The following is a 20,227-nucleotide window of genomic DNA, read 5'->3' as shown; positions in this document are numbered from 1 at the left end:
TGTCTCAAAGTATTATGAAAATCGGCTAGGAGGGATAAATTAATGAGAGATGTATATAAATTCCCTATGCCGCTACTTACTCTGGATATATTTACTTTTTTAGAATCTTAATTTGTTAGGCGTATGTTTAACTGTAAGCAATGGATATCTAAATCTGCCCAAAATAATCCAAGATACATTAGAACGAAGTTAGATTAATAAATAAAAAAGGTCTAATTATGGAATTAATAATGTCACCGTTTCTGGAGTATTGGAGGCGCTGTTAGACCCAGATGCTCTTTTTATTTCATCATCTCCGTAAACTACTTCTGCAGTAAAGCCTTTTCCGACCGACACTTCAGAAGAACTGAATTCAAAAGTGTATGAGCTTGTTTGTAACCCTGGAAAGATCAAACCAGACATAGTTTGAGGATTTCGTGAACCATCTATAGCAACATGTATAGCACCATGTTCGTCCAAATTGCCAGTATTTTGGACTTGAACTATTATCCTAAACTGACCACTTTGTGCGCTTTGAGCATTTACGTCCTTAAGACCCCAAAAAATGGCAACTGATCCAATTAAGATTAATAAAGCGAATGCATATAATGATCTAATCCTTATGCTTTTGTTTGTGTTTCTATCTGAAGGAGATCGCCTAAGAGCTGTTCCATTAAAACATAATTTCATTACTATATTAAAGTGAAATTATTAATTAAATTTTTTTAATGATTATGCTAGAATATAATTCTGAAAGACTATTGGATAAGTTATTCTGCCAGTCTGTTTCAAGCGAAAATTGTAAATCTTTTAGTTGGTATCATTTAGTTGATTGGATGTATTGATGTCAACCCTTAGCAAACATGGTCGTTACCTTATATCCAGCATTGAAATTCCGGGAACTTGAAAAAATGATTATAATCGTCAATCAGGCTTATCATCATAAATGGGAGGCCAATTCAAGGAGTAGGACAATAGCAAGCACACCCATTTGACTAAACTGGGAAATTATGCAGCAAAATGCAAATCATCTTCACTCCTCTTTATCTTGCCATTTGAGGATCTCAAGTCGATCTCATGGTGGCAAATCAAAAATCAAACGTTTTTGGCAATACTTTAATATTTATAGCAATATCTACTAAGATTGTCCTATGTGAATTATCATCTATGATTTTTCTTAAAAACAAATCTAAAGCCCGGATAGTTACATCGGGGGATAATTATCAAAGGTGAAGTGGGGTTAGCATTTGCAAGTGTTGAGGTGACAAAGAGCAAACAGTTCAAACATATACTATCTAATGATTATCAGAGTGGAGTTTACTACTATTGTAACTCCGTTTTGGATAATGAAATCTTAAAATCCAATTCAGCGCTCAGCTAAGAGCTTGAGCACCCATGAACCTGTTAAACAGATGTTTTTTCGTGTCAATTAGGCTAGGAGTCTGTCTGCTTGAGGGAATACCAAAATTGGTTTGAAGAAGATGTAGAAGTGATATTATTATTCATCAAATCGGAGGACTACTAATACTCAAAACTGAATTCGATACTATTTCTTTTCTTTTCTTACGTTTATCAAATTATGCTTTTCAAGGAATTGGCTTATGCTTTCGTTTTCTTCATCATTTGATTGCGTTTCATCCTTATTCAGATCATTAAGTGTCTGAATCATTTTTTTTAGATCATTAATGTTGATAACAACTCCATAGTAGTCGCGTACTCTTTCAATAGTAGTTTCATAGTGTTTTTTTGATCCAGAAGCTGTTGCATCAGATACCAATATGACGTCATATCCTAAATTAAAAGCATCTCTTAAGGATGTCTCAACACAAATCGAGGTATCTATACCACAGAAAATTAAAGTATTTACGTGGATACTTTGCAGCCACACCCTTAATTCCGTATCCTGAAATGCTGAATCGCGTCGCTTGAGGATGACATGATCTTCAGGGGTAGGTTTTATTTCATCAATAACGTGTGCATCCCAAGTATCTCTCATGCAAATTGGTATCTTTTTGTTTTGAAGTCTTTCCTCCCTTGCTCTGGGAAGAATATTGTGAATGTGGAGTAGTAAATCAATTCCGCTTGGTTCTCTAATTGCTTCGGTATAAAAGATTGGTATTTTTTCATTTCTGCAAAAACTAATCAACCTTTTAATATTTGGAACAACTTGTTGGTAATTTTCGATATTCATGCCAAGTTTATCGTAGGATCCATCTTTGCTAACGAACCCATTTTGCATGTCCACTATTACCAATCCTAAACTGATAAGGTTACTACCATACTGTATTTGAAGCATTAATCTTAGACTATTTTGCCTTATTAAAATTGTTTTTTCGATTTTCTTTAATTCAACGCAGGATTGGAGAATAGGGAATAATTAGCATCCATAGGGGTACAATAGATCTTTAAAATCGTATTGAGCTGAGTATGAGTCTAGAAGAGGATGTGATAAATATGATTTGAATACTTTTCAAGCATTATAGCGTCCGGTAATCCCTACCTCTTTATAACTAATTTGAATTATTAAAAGAGTTCTCTGATCCTCGCTTGGCTTGCAAAAGTTTTCAATAGCCTTAATTCTAGAAAATTAGATAATCATCTTACTTTATTATAGTGACTGAGCATTTAGAATTCTTTACGATTGAAGTTGCTATGTTACCGATTAATAGATTTTCAAAGGATCTACCTCTAAAGCCAATTACAATATGGCTTACCCCTTCGCTTTCTGCAAATTCGGTCATTGCCCGATCTGGGGATGATTTTGTATCGTAAAATTTTGTTTTCAAGTTTATTCCTTCTTCTTTTGCCTTTTTTGATATATCTAATAATAATCTCTTTGATTTTCGAATTTCTTTTTCAATAGAGATAGTATTGTAATCTTCTCCATTTTTTTCAAGTATCTTGTACATATTTGGAATATTAAATGCAGTAAATGCTATAATTTGAGAATTGTATTTACAGGCCAAGTCGTTTGAGAATTCTTGGGCCTTTAGTGAAAACTCAGATCCGTCAATCCCAACCAAAATTTTAGAAATATTGAAAACTTTACTCACATTTTTTCTTATGCAAAATTTTTTATAAAGTTTCAATTGTATTGCAAGCAAGCAAGTAAAGCAAGAGGTGATCTACCTCTATTCTTGTTTAGTTTAATTTTATGAGGCATATTTCTTGATCTAACATTTTGTTGAATTTATCTTAATTAAAGGAATTGAGAAACCTAATTCAAATGCACAATTTAATACTGGATTGGGATACTTTTTATGTAAAAACTTAATTATGTTATGATCTATGTATTTTTTTAATGCACTATTTATATAGTTTGGCCGGAACTAAATACAGCATAATTTCATGCATAACACTTTCAATAGTTTTAATGCTTGCATCGTCAAATCCAGCGTTTTCAAGCGTGTCTTCTACTGACGAAAATACTTCCGTAACATTGTCGGGAACAAACTCTACAAACTCTTCTCTTTTATCTTCATCTATTCTGACAAATATATCAACTCTTGACCTTAATCTCAATCTCTCTAATTCTACTTTGGGATTAATTAATAACACTCCGTTGAGTGAGCAATTTGCCACTATGGATAATTTAACCAATGTAACTGGGACTAGCGGGTCAATTGTAAACGATACACAGTTGACAGGGACAGAAAATGTAACTCTTGTTGCTAATTTTTCATCTAAACCAGTGGGACTTGAAACAGATTACTTGATTGTTGGCAAACCATTGCTATTGGTTAACGGCGTTCCATTAACATATGAATTTTTAAATGATACTAGTGATGAAATCACTATTACTGATATTCTTATATCAATGAGAGCTACGGTTAAATTAGACAATTCAACCACTAGCGCTCTACCTGTATACATAAAAGTATTCTCAAATCCAGTAAATACAACTCAGAACGCAGACGGATCTAAAACCATTATTAACAGTCCAAATCTGGTAGAAAATATTGAAATTGGTGGTGTAATATTCTCGGATACGTCAACTAATGTAAAACTATATCCAAATGGCACAGGCTCACTGAGAGCAAATAATTAGGGTAGTGACCTTTGGTAAAGAGTTAGCAATTTTAAGATTCATTTTTTTTTAAAAGTGCTTTTTAGCCGAGGGTATGATATTAGGATCATAATTTTTTTTGATTTCTCAATTGTCTAACTTTGGTTGTCCATATCCCAGTTCTATTCCTCTTTTAGAGATAGATAAGTTTTTACAGATTGTACTATAGCAGAGAAATAAAAAGTTTGTATTCCATGTAATTCATTTAAGAATACAAAGGTCAATTTTAGTAAAGTCATTCATTTGTTACAGACAAAAATAAATTTCATCAGAATGCGGCTTTAAAAGGCATTTTTTGGGTATATTAGCTTTGGTATTTGTAATAAATGAGCGATATTTGCAATATGGCTATGATATGTATGAAATAGCATCGTTAACAGTATTTCATGTCCAACCAATTATGCTGATATTTTACAAAAAAATTTTATAATACTATTTTATTAAAGAATGATATTTAGTAAGATTATTTCAGAATCTGATTTAACAATCCAATTATATAATACGATACTTTATCTTGCATGAATAAAAAAATTCAATTGTCAATCTTGTCAATCTTTATTGCAGCAGCCTTGATTGGCTCAGTTGCAACCTATGGTGATAACATGGCCTTTGCAGGTGGAGATAATCATCATGGTGACAAAAACAAGAAAAAATCAAATGAAGCACTCCAAGATTTAGAACAATTTTCAGGAACTGGTCAAGATTCATCTTGTGGTTCTGGTAACGATACAACTGCATCATGCAACAACGTAGCCTTGTCATTTAACTTAAATGATGGCAACAACGCATTAGGTCAAGAGTAAAAGACCTACTTTTTTTCTTACAAAAATTTATTATATCTAAAAAAACGCTAAATACTTTATATATCTTTTTTCTTAATTCCAATAATGGTTTGATCTAAGTGAAATACTGGTATGAAATTAAGGATTAATAAACAATGTGATAGTCGATTATGATACAATTTTCCCATTTTCTTATAGGATTATGACCTAATTAATTAATCACAATACTAACTAAATCTTATACTATCTTATTTTGCCATAGTAATATAGAGGGATACCGACCTAGGCTTTTTAACGGACAAATTAATCATGATTTTTTCCTAGCTAACATGCAATCAATATTCTAAATTTTTTATACTAGGTGGAGTCATCTGTCAAAAAATAAAATAAGTTTGAATCTTTTAATTAAAAAAATAGATTGTTTGAATACTAATATCTAGATTATCAATCAATACTTGGCCATGTATTTTTGTTACTTAGTTGCCGAATAAATTCTTCATACTATCTGTAAATCCAGGGAACCCATCAGAAAAAAGGCCACCACCACTGCTGATATTTGTACTATTCAGACTTTTAGATTTGGAAGCTGGAGGTGTGCTATCTTTACTTGAGTCTGGAGGTGTGCTATCTTTACTTGAGTCTGGAGGTGTGCTATCTTTACTTGAGTCTGGAGGTGTGCTATCTTCAGCTGAATTGTCAGGTTCAGTTTCAGGCTCAGGCTCAGGCGGAAGATCAATTGCGTTTACTGTTATTGCTACAGTGGCTGTATTACTGTCAACTGTTCCATCATTGGCCTTGAAGGTAAAACTATCCCGTCCTGTAAATCCGGCATTAGATGTATAGACTAGGCTACCTGTGTCTTCGTCAAGGTCTGTGATGGTGCCTGATTTTGGTTGTGAAACTATAGCATATGTCAAAGCATTGCCACCTGGGTCTGTAGCCGTGAGAGTTATCTCTGTTGGATCAGCCGTATTTGCAGTTACCTGCTGATCATCGGCTACTGGTGGATCAATGGTCGCGCTTACTGTTATTGCTACAGTGGCTGTATTACTGTCAACTGTTCCATCATTGGCCTTGAAGGTAAAACTATCCCGTCCTGTAAATCCGGCATTAGATGTATAGACTAGGCTACCTGTGTCTTCGTCAAGGTCTGTGATGGTGCCTGATTTTGGTTGTGAAACTATAGCATATGTCAAAGCATTGCCACCTGGGTCTGTAGCCGTGAGAGTTATCTCTGTTGGATCAGCCGTATTTGCAGTTACCTGCTGATCATCGGCTACTGGTGGATCAATGGTCGCGCTTACTGTTATTGCTACAGTGGCTGTATTACTGTCAACTGTTCCATCATTGGCCTTGAAGGTAAAACTATCCCGTCCTGTAAATCCGGCATTAGATGTATAGACTAGGCTACCTGTGTCTTCGTCAAGGTCTGTGATGGTGCCTGATTTTGGTTGTGAAACTATAGCATATGTCAAAGCATTGCCACCTGGGTCTGTAGCCGTGAGAGTTATCTCTGTTGGATCAGCCGTATTTGCAGTTACCTGCTGATCATCGGCTACTGGTGGATCAATGGTCGCGCTTACTGTTATTGCTACAGTGGCTGTATTACTGTCAACTGTTCCATCATTGGCCTTGAAGGTAAAACTATCCCGTCCTGTAAATCCGGCATTAGATGTATAGACTAGGCTACCTGTGTCTTCGTCAAGGTCTGTGATGGTGCCTGATTTTGGTTGTGAAACTATAGCATATGTCAAAGCATTGCCACCTGGGTCTGTAGCCGTGAGAGTTATCTCTGTTGGATCAGCCGTATTTGCAGTTACCTGCTGATCATCGGCTACTGGTGGATCAATGGTCGCGCTTACTGTTATTGCTACAGTGGCTGTATTACTGTCAACTGTTCCATCATTGGCCTTGAAGGTAAAACTATCCCGTCCTGTAAATCCGGCATTAGATGTATAGACTAGGCTACCTGTGTCTTCGTCAAGGTCTGTGATGGTGCCTGATTTTGGTTGTGAAACTATAGCATATGTCAAAGCATTGCCACCTGGGTCTGTAGCCGTGAGAGTTATCTCTGTTGGATCAGCCGTATTTGCAGTTACCTGCTGATCATCGGCTACTGGTGGATCGTTGACTGGCTGCAAATTTTGAACTATCACTTTAATGGTTTTTTCGGAGAATAAATCATTTTTGTCAGTTATCTTTACTTTGAAAAACATAACTTGATTTGAAGTTCCTCCAAGAATTGGAGCATTAAATGATGCCTTTGACTTATAAATGTCCAACAAATCTACCTTCATACCTGCAATTTGACTCCATTCATACTCTAGACTTTTCCCATCTCTTGAATCAAAACTACCCGATGCGTCCAATATCACACCATTAACTCCTTCATCGACGGTGATCTCATTTTCTAAACTCACAATGGGTGGGTTACAGCCTGTTCTATCCCTAATTGACGTGAATGAATTATCAACAAAATTAGTAACGTCTTGATTAAATAAATCTAACACGGAAGCTTTTGAAAAACTATAACTAAACGAATCTAGATATTCGCAAATTAGATGATCATAACTCCCATCATCTTGAACATTACCAATTGCATTATTCAATGAATCTGATAATTCTTCTTGTAAGTTAGGAGGCATAATTATTGTAGATACGAAATCACGAAGATTTACAATGGCATCCTCAAGGGATATGATTGTCCATGAAAAGAATTGGGGGTTTGGATCTTTGTTGTTTGAGGTATCTACTGCCCTGACTTGAAATGAATGATCTCCTGTTTCAAGGTTCATGTAATAACATCCAGATTTATTATTTCCATGGTAATCTATCGTACTTGGACGCCAATTCCCGTCATCTAGTTTACATTCAAAGCCTTTGACACCTACTAGATCAGAACCTGAAAATGCAAATCCAATGTCATCAGAATTCGTAAAATCGTTGTTAACTAGAATGCCCATCCAACCTGTTTTAACAACTCCAAGCTCAGTTGTGGGAGGGGTGGTATCTCGTACTAATACCTCGAACGAGGCCCTTGCATCATTTCCTGCTTCATCCACAGTGGTGCAATCTACCGTTGAAGTTCCTATGGCAAACATGCTTCCGCTTTGTGGTGTACAGCCAACATCTAGAGGAGTCCCGGTAGCATTTGATGCTGAAACGGTATAGGAAACAACGGAACCTTGTGGTCCTGTTGCTTCCGCGATTATTGGACTAGATGGAACATTGATTATTGGATCCTTATCATCATCATTCCCAGAGCCATTATTTTGCGCGTATACGTCAGACCAGGATGAATAATTAATGTATACGGTCGCTGATAATATTAATACAAACACAAGTAGGAAATTCTTGTTCAATATTAAATCAAAAAAGGGCAGCTATTTAAGTCATATGATGATAACAACAACTTCTGAGGAAAAAAGAGATGTTAATTTTTTCACCGTGACTTAATTGCTATAGTTTTTCGCAATTTCAAAATACTATTTTTAGTCATTATATGTCTGTCTAATCTGTATCAATAAATTTGAGTTTGGAGATTGGGAATCATTGGTATCTATAACAATAAATCAACTAGCAAAATTTGGATAAATCTTAACGAGATTTATTATTAAAGAATGATATTTAGTAAGATTATTTCAGAATCTGATTTAACAATCCAATTATATAATACGATACTTTATCTTGCATGAATAAAAAAATTCAATTGTCAATCTTGTCAATCTTTATTGCAGCAGCCTTGATTGGCTCTGTAGCAACCTATGGTGATAACATGGCCTTCGCAGGTGGTGATAATCACGATGGTGACAAAAAGAAGAAAAAATCTAACGAAGCATTCCAAGGAATAGGTCAAGATACCGAAACATTCCAAGCATCAAGCTGTGGTTCTGGTAACGATACAACTGCATCATGTAACAACGTAGCCTTGTCATTTAACTTAAATGACGGTAACAACGCATTAGGTCAACAATAAGACCTCTTTTTGTTTTTAAAAATCTGACTTTCAGCAAATTTTCCATATTCCAATATCTCTAATTATAATATAATTTTTATATAATATTCGGTTTTGTAGATTTGAAAAAAATATTTGTTACTCTGATAATGAACTTTACGAATTACTTATCTTAGGTCATGCTATTTAGTTAAATTAAATTCCTCATTAGTAATATTATCTATCATAAAACTATACCAGAAGTTAATATACTATCTATAAACTAATTCCTCATTAGTAATTTTATCTATCATAAAACTATACCAGTATTTGATATTTGTCGAGTGTTGTATAATCAAGATCTGAAACTAAGAGAAGATAAAATTTTCAATATTTCATAAATGATCTACCGTCGATACTAATATGTGAATAGCAAAAGCCGTCAACATGCTAAATCATACATCCTTACTTTAATAGTACTTTTGAGTATTTTTAGCACAAGTGTATTTCAAAGCGTTGACGCATTTAGTATAGGTTTACCTGATATTCCTTTCCTTAATTTTAATTTTGACAATAATTCTCCTAAAGAAGATAGTTCATCCATTTTTGATTTGGGTACAATCACAAATAATATTCCACAATCCCATTCCGACGAAGATGGCGGGAAGGATAATTCAGAATCTGATATAGGGCGTTCTTATAGCAGTAATAGCAAAGGACAGTCCAATGATGAGGCTACTCAACCTAATTCTGCATCTCTTCCATTTCCAGCAAATATGATGAACTCAGTTTATGGTAACGAAAATGAAAATACAAATGATATCAATAAAACGCCATTAAAACTCCAAGATACTTTACCATTAGTTGGTGATTATTCTGACGCTCCATCTACCTTTCTCTCAGATACAATGACTTTTGATGATGATGTAATCCCCGGGCAATATATTGTTGTATTTAAAAACGATGATACAACTGTCTCTGACTTTTTTTCAATGCTATCAAGTAAAATTGACACACAGAACATCGAATTGCTGCAGGTCTATGAGAATGTGCTAAACGGATTGACAATTCGAGCCCCAAATGATAAAGTTGTCCAAACCATAGAGCAACTTCCGATTGTTGACTATGTAGAAAAGGATGTGATGGCTCAGGCTTTTGCACAAACTTTACCAAGTGCGGTACTAGAGGTCCTATCATTGGACACCAAAACTACAAAATCCTAACTAATTTTGACTAGTACAGGTTAGTTCTAGAATTAATGCATATTTCAGATATTTACTTAATTTATGAATTACCAACAAATGCTGCTTCAGCTGACAATTTTTTTTTGCTGTAATTGATAGCCATTCGATCCTTTACTTTAACTATCCTTTAGCAGGCTTTTAACTACTGGTAGTGTACTGTTAACTGATAGGGATTCTAATCTATCCATTCTTGCGATGGAATTGGACACGGGTACTGTGCATGTGATGAAAGTGAACATTAATTTCCACTTTTTTTGTGAAAAATAGTCTTCTCCTGTATCACCTGATACATTCTGTTATAAAACGATTGGCAATTACAAAAATATTAAAGTTCTGTAGGCGCAGCAGGATTCAAACAATCAGGGGCAGCTTTGTATGCAGGCTTGTCCTGGTGGGCATGGAGGCATATCGCAATCTACCGTATTGTCTTGATCGTCATATGTACCTGTATCTGAGGAATTCTCTGCGGATTCATTTTGAGCCTGTCCTACATCAACCATATCTTTCAAGTCAAATGGCATTAGTTGGTCTTTGGCACTAACGATGGATGCTGAAATGGTAAGAAAGTTGTTTTCGAAGTAAGATGCAAGAAAAGTTGACAAAACTAGGATGCCGAATATTGATAGAATTAATATCCTGTGCAATAATGGATGTATTATCAAATGGTATAAAAAATTTTGATCCTTGACTACCGTTATACACTAAGTTGAACTTTTTTAACGGTGCAATTTGTATGAACATAATCAAAACAGAAATACCGTTTTTAGTTGAAGCCAAATCGACTGGTGGTAATTACAGAAAAAACAGAAATATTACTTACCACTTTATAGAATCCGCTCAAGCATTATGCTTGAATAAGGAAGAACTACGGCAAGCACATCTTAAGCCTATCAAAGACTATTAAAACTTCCATATGAAAAAGAGGATGACAAGGACATTTTTGAAAATGAGAGAATAAAATTAAGTCAGGTTTTGAATGTAATTCGCAATGATCACTGAGAGCAAATCGCTGAGAACAAACGTCACGATGAATAAACCTGACAAATATTTGTGATGTGGGTGAGATTTAGTCTTTCTTTATCCCTTTAGCATTCTTTTCTCGAGTTGCATTTTGAGATTATGATGTTATTCTATGAATAATAGAAATATGGCAACAGTATTTAATTTGAAGCTTAGATTTCCGGATACGCTTTTTTTACTTTCATACTGTCCATGGTTTTAGATTCTTTAAGAGATCATTCGGAATTGATTCACTCCATGTCTTTAAAAATTCCAAGTCTTTTTTCTTATCTCTAAGTTCGTCTGGTAGAATTATTGGGATCTCTTCAGTTATGGGATAAAATCTAAGACATGACCTACAAAGCAACAGGCCCTCCTCAACAATCTCAGTGGCCCCTTTGTTCATATCTGAAGCAGAATTACTTATTGGACTTGTACTTGCATCGTTCATTTTTCTACCATTTTCATTCTCACTTGTTAAGGGATTTTTAGTATCTTTACCCTCGTTATTTGAGATTGTATTAACACTAGCAAATCTTGCTTTAGCCTTAAACTGAAATAGCTCGAGACTAGATACCTTGTCAAATGGACATACAAGAATATCTAAGAGTTTTTTATTCATGATTATTCACAATGGGAAATAATATAATTTAATTATTTAATATTTGATCACATCCTTTTTTCAACTAGGAAGTTGGAACGATTATCTTTAATGTATGGTAGGCTGTGGTATTTGCCGCGATTTACAAAACATTCTACGGTCGTTTTTTAACATGTATTTTTGTCTGTAAGCATTGTTATGCCCATTTGATATACAATTCATTCTACGTATAAAAAGAACATCTTGAGTCGTCACCTAACCTATCGATATGAAAGAACCAAAAATGAATCAATAGCATAGACTCTGATTGTTGGGATAAATCTACTATTTATTTTTTAATGGTATATCTAAGAGAATCGGGTTATTTTCTCCTTTTTTCAAATCTATGGATTTTTTCTATAATGGGGAGTTGCATAGTAATTTATTTAGTTGGTAGTTATCGGCTTTTCAAATATTCCCGTGTTACCTCGCGGACTAAAACCGGCGGATAATGGAAATGAAATATTATTTTGGCCCGAATTCTCCAATATCAAGGTCATTACCCAAGTTTGATCCGACCAAAGAGAATAACGCGTTGCTTATTGGGTCTGGTTACCTATGTAAAATATCACAGGCAGGGTTACAGTTATCTGGTTTTTTTGAGGGATTATCTGAGTGGAAGGTGACGGCATTTTTTTGGCAGCGTCTCCAGCATAATTGTCGTAGAAATAGACTGGTGGGGTATATCCTCCTTCAGAACTTGTATCAATTTTTTTCACTCCTGCGATTGTAAAGTTGCCTTCCGTACCCAAAATTTCGGCTTTTTGTTTGGCATTTCTAAAAGCATCTTTTAATAATTCCATACTATTCTCATCCAATGTTTTCTTTGAAATTACAAAGTCAATGTTTTCAACCCTATTTGCACCATTATTAACGGCTAGATCAATGAATTTGGAGATATTTGCATTTGCTAAGGTTTTTAGTTCTATTTTATTAAGAGCGGTATAGGATATTATTCTGTCATAATTGCTGTTTTCATAGTCGTAATTAGGTGTTATCTGGTAGTTAGATGTAGTAATGTTTTCATCTGAAAGCCCGGCTTGCTTTAGGACATTTATTATTGTATTCATCTTGTCAGCATTATTTTTTCTAGCTGTATTGGGATTTGCATTAATATTTTCGACTGCCAAAGATATTCTAGACTCATCAGAAGGAATTTCTTTTTCTGCGCTTCCAGTTGTTGAAATTGTAGGTTTTTCTTCGGGAATTACAAAACTCTGAGCATCAACGATAGAGATATTTGAAGTCATCACAGAAATCGGAAGTATAATAATCAGCGTTAGAATCGGGTATAATTTTTTATTAAAATCCATAAAAAAAATTGTGATATTATTCTTATTTAAGATTTATTATTATTATCAATTTATTAGAAGATTTTTGAATCATTTGTTAAAAAGTTATATTCCCACAACTTTTAGATTAAAAAATGGAAAAAATAAACCAAAAGCTTCCTAGAGGAATTTTGATAATCACTATACTTACGATAATTAGTGGTGCATTGCTTGTAATGATGTCCATTTATGCATTTAATCTGTTAATGCCGCTAGGCGGAATTTATCTTATGGGACCCACATTTTTGTTAATTTTGGGAGCAGCATCATTACTAACTGCCTATGGGTTGTATATGCGGAAAAACTGGTCATGGAAACTACTGCTAGTATTGTCAGGATTTGGTGCTGCTGGGTATTTACTAAATGTTGTAAATGGACAGTTCGTTTCCATTTTTGGAGTACTGTATAACGCTATCATCATTTATTATATGTACAGACCTCATGTAAGAAGGTATTATGGAATAAGATCTAAAGGGAAAAGATAATTCTTTCTTCCAATTATGCTCAATATAGACCTTTGAATCAAATCTGGCCCATTTTCATTAACTAACAGTATGAAATGCGTTCTTATGTGAGAGGACTAGTTCATGGTTTCAATGCCAAAATTAATATACCCGGTTGAGGAATAATCGGAATATGATTCAGGGATTCTCATAGAGACTACATTAAATATATTGATTCAAAATTTATTTATTATTGACTTCAGTCCCTCGAAAGACTCGGCCGTTTTTATCGCTTTTTCAATTTCTTTTAGAGTAAAAATATGAGTTATCAATTCCTTCAATCTTATTTCATTGCTACTTACAAGACTCATTGCCTCTCGCAAGTTCTCTGGATTTGAACTAAAACTACCATAAATTGATATCTGTTCATAATGTATAAAGTTGGGATCGATACTAATTAATTTGGTCGTCCCTTTGTCATCTATCTTTTTTATACCTGAAAAAATCATAATTTTCCCATTCTTATTGACTAATTTTAAAGCGAGATTTATTGAGTTTGGATTATTGTTAGAAATAAAAACTAAATTTGGAGATCTGTGTCCATTCATTTCCTTTATTGAGGCCAAATCGTGATCTAAATAATTATCCTTGATTTGTATGATTTTATCAGCTCCAATCCTTCTTGCCGATTCTAATCTATGATTAATTTTACCAATTATGGTTATTTTTGATTTGGGGAATATTTTCTTTAACAACATTAATTGCATGAGTCCAATGGGACCATCACCAATAATTATGATGGACTCAAAGTCCAAATTTTTTATCTGATTAATGCCATTTATACAACAAGCCAGAGGTTCAATCAATGAAGCCTCCTCATTAGATATTTCTTCAGGTACTGGTACTATTCCTCCGATTTCAAATATTTTAGTTGGAACTTTAATATATTCAGCAAATCCACCATTAATAGTAGAGCCAATTTCCTTTAAGTTTGAACATAAGTTGTATTTCCTATTCTTACAAAACCAGCATTCAAAACATGGGACTATTGGATAAATGGATACTCTCGAATTGGACTTGATAGTAAAGTTTTTTCCTCTATAATCAGAAAGAGTCTCAGCACAAATCTCGTGACCTAAAATAACAGGAGGAGTTACCTTAAAACTTCCATTTCTGAATGTCCTAACATCATAGCTACAAACCGAACATGTTAGAATCTTTAAAATTATTTCGTCCTGAGATTTCGTATTTATATCTATATTTTCAATTTTTATATCATTAGGTCCATAGTAAAGTGCGGCATTCATTGGTAGATCAATTTTTTATATCTACTCGTGTCATTATTGTATATATATTTAATTTGGAACTAATATAGAATGGCACGATTTTTCGACCCACATATTCATATGTATTCAAGGACGACTGATGACTATGATAAAATGTCAACTGCCGGTATCGAGGTTATAGTTCAGCCATCATTTTGGCTAGGAGCACCCCGCACAAGTGTTGGTACTTTTATAGATTATTGGGAGCACATGATCACCTTTGAAACGAAAAGGGCCAAAGAGCATGGCATAGAACACTTCACCTGCATTTCAGTTAATCCAAAAGAATCGGTAGAAAGACCTTTAGCAATAGACGCATATAATGCTATGATAGAGGGGGAATTCCTAAAAAGAGAACGAGTAGTTGCTCTTGGTGAGATTGGATACAACCTTATCAACGTACTTGAGGAGGAAATTTTTGTGAAGCAATTGGAAGCCTGTAGAAATGAAAGTATGCTTACTATGATACATTTGCCACATCAAAATAAGGCTGAAGGTATGAGAAAAATGAAGAGAATATTTGAGAATGGAAATTATGATTTTGATAAGATACTGATTGATCACAATACCGAAGAGACAATTAAGATGACTTTAGACATGGGTGCTTGGGCTGGCCTATCAGTTTATCCGGTTTCGAAGCTATCTCCAGATCGGGTCATCGGTATAGTAAATAAAAACGGAAGCGAGCGCATAATGGTTAATAGCGCAGCAGATTGGGGAATATCTGATCCACTAAGTGTACCCATGACAGCAAGAGAAATGAGAAAAAATAAATGTTCTTCACTAGATATTGAAAGAGTTACATTCCTAAATGCATATGAATTCTATAAACAATCAGAAAAATTTACATGGAGACCCTAACGACTTTAGTCTCTAGATGTGTTTATGTAATAAAATGGTGATCTTGATCATCCCTCAATTTTATAAAGTGAAATCAACTTTAACTCATGAATAAGAATAAAAAAACCACGATCTTTTTACCAAATCTAAGATAGATCGACCGTCTAATTTTTACATGATTGTACTATTAGTATTATAAATATGGAGAACATTTTGAATAACCCAACTAAAATATAATTGATTTAATACATTTGAATTTATTTTATCCTGAATAAGGACGTTTTTATAATTCGAATAGTCTACATGTAGCTTTGGGATCAATTCAACGAGTTCTTGTTACTGGTGGAGCAGGATTTATCGTAGTTATAATGTTGATGAATTACTAAAGAGAGGATTTGAAACATTTATAATTGATAATTTTTCTAGAGGTAAATTGGATAATTTAAAACATATTTTTCGAACCCAAAGTTGCATATTTTACGTGGAGATATTTCCCAAATTCATGATTTTTTGAAAGATTTAAAGGATTTAGATATCATATTTCATGAAGCTTCAATAACAAGTGTCACAGAATCAGTCAAAAATCCTGAAAATGTATTTGATTCAAACGTAGCATCCCTATGAAGGTAATTGATTTCTGTGTGAATTATGGTGTAAAAAAGATTTTTTTTGTATCATCCTCATCTGTCTATGGGGATCTACCCAACGATGTATTAAGGGTAGAATTAGCTTGCAAACCAACCTCTCCATATGGGGCTTCAAAGATATCCGTGGAAAACTATCTTCATGGTTATTGGAAAACTTATGGGCTAAAATGCGTCTCATACGATATTTCAATGTATATGGTTCTAGACAAAGTAATAATGAGTATAGCGGAGTAATAACGATTTTTATTGATAGGTTGATAAACAATCTAGCCCCTATTATTTATGGCGATGGGTCCCAGACTAGGGATTTTGTAAATATCAAAAACATAATATATGCCAATATTCTCTCTATGGAGTCTAACAACCCTGTGGGTGATATTTTTAATATCGGAACCGGAGTTCTTACCTCAATTTTAGATCTAGTTCAGATTGCAAAGAACACATTTGGCAAGAAAGAAATTTATCCAAAGTACACTGACGCTCGGGCGGGAGATATTCTTAGAAATCTTTCGGATATATCTAAAGCCTGAAACTTGTTAGGAACTATCCAAGAATAGATCTCCGAGATGGACTTGAAAGTTTTGTGAGATCTTATTCATCTTCATCGCTCATCCATGTTTAGATCATTAGGTTGAACAAATTCATAGCATTTTTAGAACATTATTATGGGTTTGCAATAGATTGCCAAAGAGCTAGTAGGAAAATTTAGAAAGAGTTATCCTGATATTTCTTCTTGGTTGTATTTTTTTTATTGAAGTCAATCCTATCAAACAGAGAAATTTCAACAATACACTATCGCAAAGGAGTCTATGATTTAGCAAATTATTATGTAGAGATACTATTTTTGACTTGTTATTTTTCGAAGGTTCTATATATGATGATTTCAATCCCTTAGACAAAAAAATTTGTATACTGTATCACAATTAATGCAATGTGTATACCTGTATTCGCTTACGTCCAGTTCCTTGCATAAGGTGCATCAATACAGAAATATTTCAATCCTTTTCACATCTTTGCTTATAAATAAAGATCATACATTAGAAACAACATGAATTCGCTCACAACAAAAAATCAATATTTTTAGTCCCTAAATAAAAAAGGCGGAAAGAATTTACCTTAGATCCCTAATTTTATTCTAATGGCTCATAAATGTTCTGTAACCAAGTAAATGAAATCAAGAATCAATAGTGTGGGAACTAAAAAAAAATATGGGGGTTTCTAAAATCACTTGTGACAATTTTTGTTTGTTATTCAAAAAAAAGTATACCAGAGTGGGAGCTAGCCTCAATACAAATAGAAGTTCTTAATATAGTATAATATCATACTATAATAATGTCTGAAGCAAAAAATGTTAATCCACATTATGAGAAAATAGTAGATTGGCTCAAAAAGGACCCAATTTGTAACGTGGACGAAACATTAGATGATGATAATACGGTATCCATTATTAATACGAGTTATTTCGAAGATTTCAAAATCAGTGTTTATCTTTATAAAACTGACATGGGGCGAATTGAAATCATATCTAGACCTCGTCTTCTAACTGAGGACGGTAAAATTCTACAAAATAGGGCTAATGATGTAATTAATGATTTTCAAACACAATTGACGATGGATTTACTGAAGGTGGGTGTATTTTGTTCATTACAAACTAACAATGAGGGTAATTCCATTGGTCTCACTTTGCTGTACCCCTTGTTCTTTGATAACCTGACGCGGGAATTATTTATGCAGGCTGTCCATACCGTAGCTAGAGCATGTTTGATAACAGCTCTAGAATTTGATAAGTTTGCTCTTGATTATCAAGAGTAGCCTCAAAATGTTAAATTGTAGTTATTCTGTTGCCTAAATAATTCATTATTAGGAAAACCTTTTTTTGAATCGCATTGGTCTATCACATAAATCTGATGACATTTGGAAATAAAACAATCCAAAACTCAGACTTGTTCCGGATTTAATCTTGTTATCTGATGTTTTGCTTTAATTTGAATTTATTGAATGTTCAAAATAGGAAATAAGGAAATAAGGAAATAAGGAAATAAGGAAATAAGGAAATAAGGAAATAAGGAAATAAGGACATGGATAGAAACAAGAATTAAAAAAACTTGATTCCCTAATTTTGATAAGTCTATTGCTTAATAATAGTTACTAATTTATCTACTTAATCACTTCCATTAAAGCCATTAATAAATTATCTGCTAACAATCAATTCGTATTTATCAGCGATTTGAATTGTGAGGTTTTTTCGATAAATTAATTATTTTCGAGCTTAATGATATGATCAATCCTATTTAGAAGTACATGAGTAAAATTTCAAATTTGTTAGAAGAATTGTATCTAAGTTTTTTTATGAATTGGCTTGATGTGTTCAGTCTTTAAACTAGAATATTATATGATATTCCTCAAAAAGGATTAATTTTTTCAAAAAAAAGGAGATGAGACTAGGCTTATCTTTGTGCTAATGCATTATTGCCGGTATTGACCTGGTTTTGGAAATTAAAATTGTTGCCAGAACCGACTGTATTCCCGCCTGACACAACCTGGCTATTTTGACTAGAGGACTGTGATTGACCTATTCCTTGACTAGCTTTGTTGCCACCCTTTCCATTTCCATCTTGTGCCAATGCATTGTTTCCACTGTTCTGTTGGTTTTGGACGTTTATGTTGTTACATGAAGAACTAGTACTGCCGCCGGAAACACATTGAGAATTTTGACTAGAGGACTGTGATTGACCTAATCCTTGAGAAGCCTTGTTACCATTACCATTGTTATTATCGTTATGGTGCCTAAAGTAATTCTTGCACCAGTTCTTACTGTGATCATCTCTACAGTCTTCCCAATCATTGTACTTTTGTTTCGCTAATACGCTATTTATTCCGGATATAGATGGACCCATAATCAATACTGTCGCAAATACTGCTACAACTAATAGTGCAGTTTTTTTTGTATGCTTTGACCTTAACATTTTAGTCTTATATTGTATATTATGAAAATATGATATAACAATTTGTTAAGATTATCAGAGTAATTATTTCTGTTCATTCTATTCATTAATTTGTTATGGAATAGTTTTAGAATTTCTTTATATAGCACTTAAAAGACTAAGCAAATGGATTTCCGTGTATTAGGTAATCAATGAAAAAGGGATCTTGTAACTCCTAACTAATTATTCACTAATAAGGGACTGCTCTCAAAGAAACTTACTTCTGGCGGTTGAATTACTGATAAACTTGATAGAACTCAATCAATCTAATACTATTATTTCAAATATTCTAATTGTATATCCAAGATTTTCTATTTTTGATGATTTTGATTCTATTATAAAATTTTTGGGTTTAAAAAAATAAGATGTGGCAATACTAATTTAAAATAAAAGGTTATTGTTGGCCTGCTGCGTTGTTACCATCTTGTGCGTTTATAGATAGGCCTACGTTGTTACATGATGCAAGCGTATTGTTGTCTGTTGCACATTCTGAAAATTGACCTGTTTCTGATAATTGGCCTAAAAATTGTGCTCCGTCGTTGCTACTTTTTTTGGTTGCAAATGCCATATTATCTCCAAATGTTACTGTTGAACCCACTAATGCTGCTGCAATAAAGATTGACAAGATCGATAATTGAATTTTATTATTCATGTGTGTATGTTCTTAGTATTGTATAAGTGAATTGTTTAAGCAGATTCTGAAATAATCTTACTATAATTAATTCCCATATATCAAATGTCAACAAGCATAAACAAACTGGTAATATTTTACCTCATCACTTTTTTCTGATTGATGGGAATTACTCGTTGAATTCTCAGATTATATCCATCTTACTCCTCTAACAGCTTAATCATTTAGATAGAAAAAACAAAATCAAATATTTAATTTTCTTGTGCCTAAATATATTGATGTCGGTTTAGTCAAATATCCTTACCATGATAAAAGCTAAATTTCCAAGAAAGATAATAAGGTACATGGCAATATCCTACTTTATTTTGTCAAGAGTAGAAAA

Annotated in this window: 18 protein-coding genes and 1 pseudogene; 9 read left to right on the top strand and 10 right to left on the bottom strand. The window is 33.6% G+C overall.

The features are described from left to right. Nucleotides 1-216: 216 nt before the first annotated feature. The 3 genes from AAGU22_RS07225 to AAGU22_RS07215 form a co-directional block, all read right to left on the bottom strand. On the bottom strand, nt 217-669 hold the full coding sequence (locus AAGU22_RS07225; RefSeq protein WP_458721517.1) for a hypothetical protein: 453 nt from the start codon (nt 667-669) through the stop codon (nt 217-219). An 856-nt stretch (nt 670-1,525) separates the two neighbouring features. Further along, nucleotides 1,526-2,275 carry a cysteine hydrolase family protein gene (locus tag AAGU22_RS07220; RefSeq protein ID WP_458721516.1) on the bottom strand — a complete coding sequence of 250 codons (750 nt, stop codon included), beginning with the start codon at nt 2,273-2,275 and terminating at the stop codon, nt 1,526-1,528. 304 nt (nt 2,276-2,579) lie between these two features. After that, nucleotides 2,580-3,032 carry a universal stress protein gene (locus tag AAGU22_RS07215; RefSeq protein WP_458721515.1) on the bottom strand — a complete coding sequence of 151 codons (453 nt, stop codon included), beginning with the start codon at nt 3,030-3,032 and terminating at the stop codon, nt 2,580-2,582. A 248-nt stretch (nt 3,033-3,280) separates the two neighbouring features. Here AAGU22_RS07215 and AAGU22_RS07210 point away from each other — a divergent pair, with 248 nt between their 5' ends. Together AAGU22_RS07210 and AAGU22_RS07205 are read left to right on the top strand one after the other, a co-directional pair. Further along, nucleotides 3,281-4,027 (top strand): hypothetical protein, encoded by a 747-nt coding sequence (locus AAGU22_RS07210; protein WP_458721514.1) that lies wholly within the window; start codon nt 3,281-3,283, stop codon nt 4,025-4,027. Between the two features lie 536 nt (nt 4,028-4,563). Then, nucleotides 4,564-4,848 carry a hypothetical protein gene (locus AAGU22_RS07205; protein WP_458721513.1) on the top strand — a complete coding sequence of 95 codons (285 nt, stop codon included), beginning with the start codon at nt 4,564-4,566 and terminating at the stop codon, nt 4,846-4,848. 455 nt (nt 4,849-5,303) lie between these two features. Here the strand turns inward: AAGU22_RS07205 and AAGU22_RS07200 are convergent, their stop codons facing one another. Continuing rightward, entirely contained in the window at nt 5,304-8,189 is a 2,886-nt protein-coding gene (locus tag AAGU22_RS07200; RefSeq protein ID WP_458721512.1) for an Ig-like domain-containing protein, read from the bottom strand. Nucleotides 8,190-8,518: 329 nt separating this feature from the next. Here AAGU22_RS07200 and AAGU22_RS07195 point away from each other — a divergent pair, with 329 nt between their 5' ends. After that, nucleotides 8,519-8,803, top strand: a complete 285-nt coding sequence (locus AAGU22_RS07195) for a hypothetical protein (RefSeq protein ID WP_458721511.1) — start codon at nt 8,519-8,521, stop codon at nt 8,801-8,803. A gap of 383 nt (nt 8,804-9,186) precedes the next feature. After that, nucleotides 9,187-9,984, top strand: coding sequence for a protease inhibitor I9 family protein (locus AAGU22_RS07190; protein ID WP_458721510.1), 798 nt, complete (start codon nt 9,187-9,189; stop codon nt 9,982-9,984). A 380-nt stretch (nt 9,985-10,364) separates the two neighbouring features. Here the strand turns inward: AAGU22_RS07190 and AAGU22_RS07185 are convergent, their stop codons facing one another. After that, a complete protein-coding gene (locus AAGU22_RS07185) occupies nt 10,365-10,607 on the bottom strand; it encodes a hypothetical protein (RefSeq protein WP_458721509.1) in 243 nt (80 codons plus the stop codon). A 131-nt stretch (nt 10,608-10,738) separates the two neighbouring features. On the opposite strand from AAGU22_RS07185, the gene AAGU22_RS07180 reads away from it, so the two are divergent. Continuing rightward, on the top strand, nt 10,739-10,909 hold the full coding sequence (locus tag AAGU22_RS07180) for a hypothetical protein (protein WP_458721508.1): 171 nt from the start codon (nt 10,739-10,741) through the stop codon (nt 10,907-10,909). Nucleotides 10,910-11,206: 297 nt separating this feature from the next. Here the strand turns inward: AAGU22_RS07180 and AAGU22_RS07175 are convergent, their stop codons facing one another. Together AAGU22_RS07175 and AAGU22_RS07170 are read right to left on the bottom strand one after the other, a co-directional pair. After that, nucleotides 11,207-11,626, bottom strand: coding sequence for a Trm112 family protein (locus tag AAGU22_RS07175; RefSeq protein ID WP_458721507.1), 420 nt, complete (start codon nt 11,624-11,626; stop codon nt 11,207-11,209). A gap of 557 nt (nt 11,627-12,183) precedes the next feature. Continuing rightward, nucleotides 12,184-12,957, bottom strand: coding sequence for an SIMPL domain-containing protein (locus tag AAGU22_RS07170; RefSeq protein ID WP_458721506.1), 774 nt, complete (start codon nt 12,955-12,957; stop codon nt 12,184-12,186). Between the two features lie 113 nt (nt 12,958-13,070). On the opposite strand from AAGU22_RS07170, the gene AAGU22_RS07165 reads away from it, so the two are divergent. Next, the gene (locus AAGU22_RS07165; protein WP_458721505.1) at nt 13,071-13,460 is read left to right on the top strand and encodes a hypothetical protein; all 390 of its coding nucleotides are present in this window, start codon (nt 13,071-13,073) and stop codon (nt 13,458-13,460) included. Between the two features lie 194 nt (nt 13,461-13,654). On the opposite strand, the gene AAGU22_RS07160 is transcribed toward AAGU22_RS07165, so the two are convergent. Then, nucleotides 13,655-14,725 (bottom strand): alcohol dehydrogenase catalytic domain-containing protein, encoded by a 1,071-nt coding sequence (locus AAGU22_RS07160; RefSeq protein ID WP_458721504.1) that lies wholly within the window; start codon nt 14,723-14,725, stop codon nt 13,655-13,657. Between the two features lie 69 nt (nt 14,726-14,794). Between AAGU22_RS07160 and AAGU22_RS07155 the strand changes: the two genes are divergently transcribed. The 3 genes and pseudogenes from AAGU22_RS07155 (at nt 14,795) to AAGU22_RS07145 (ending at nt 18,042) form a co-directional block, all read left to right on the top strand. Next, the gene (locus AAGU22_RS07155) at nt 14,795-15,604 is read left to right on the top strand and encodes a TatD family hydrolase (protein WP_458721503.1); all 810 of its coding nucleotides are present in this window, start codon (nt 14,795-14,797) and stop codon (nt 15,602-15,604) included. A gap of 599 nt (nt 15,605-16,203) precedes the next feature. Then, nucleotides 16,204-16,760 (top strand): annotated as a pseudogene (locus AAGU22_RS07150) (NAD-dependent epimerase/dehydratase family protein). 802 nt (nt 16,761-17,562) lie between these two features. Beyond that, complete coding sequence (locus AAGU22_RS07145; RefSeq protein ID WP_458721502.1) at nt 17,563-18,042, top strand: DUF2299 family protein; 480 nt, start codon at nt 17,563-17,565, stop codon at nt 18,040-18,042. Nucleotides 18,043-18,677: 635 nt separating this feature from the next. Here the strand turns inward: AAGU22_RS07145 and AAGU22_RS07140 are convergent. Then, the gene (locus AAGU22_RS07140) at nt 18,678-19,196 is read right to left on the bottom strand and encodes a hypothetical protein (RefSeq protein WP_458721501.1); all 519 of its coding nucleotides are present in this window, start codon (nt 19,194-19,196) and stop codon (nt 18,678-18,680) included. 412 nt (nt 19,197-19,608) lie between these two features. Then, nucleotides 19,609-19,866, bottom strand: coding sequence for a hypothetical protein (locus tag AAGU22_RS07135; protein ID WP_458721500.1), 258 nt, complete (start codon nt 19,864-19,866; stop codon nt 19,609-19,611). Nucleotides 19,867-20,227 lie beyond the last annotated feature (361 nt).

It is taken from the genome of Candidatus Nitrosocosmicus sp. R, from assembly GCF_054408505.1.
Note: the sequence above shows the minus strand (reverse complement) of the source record. Positions and strands in the feature narration are given on the sequence as shown.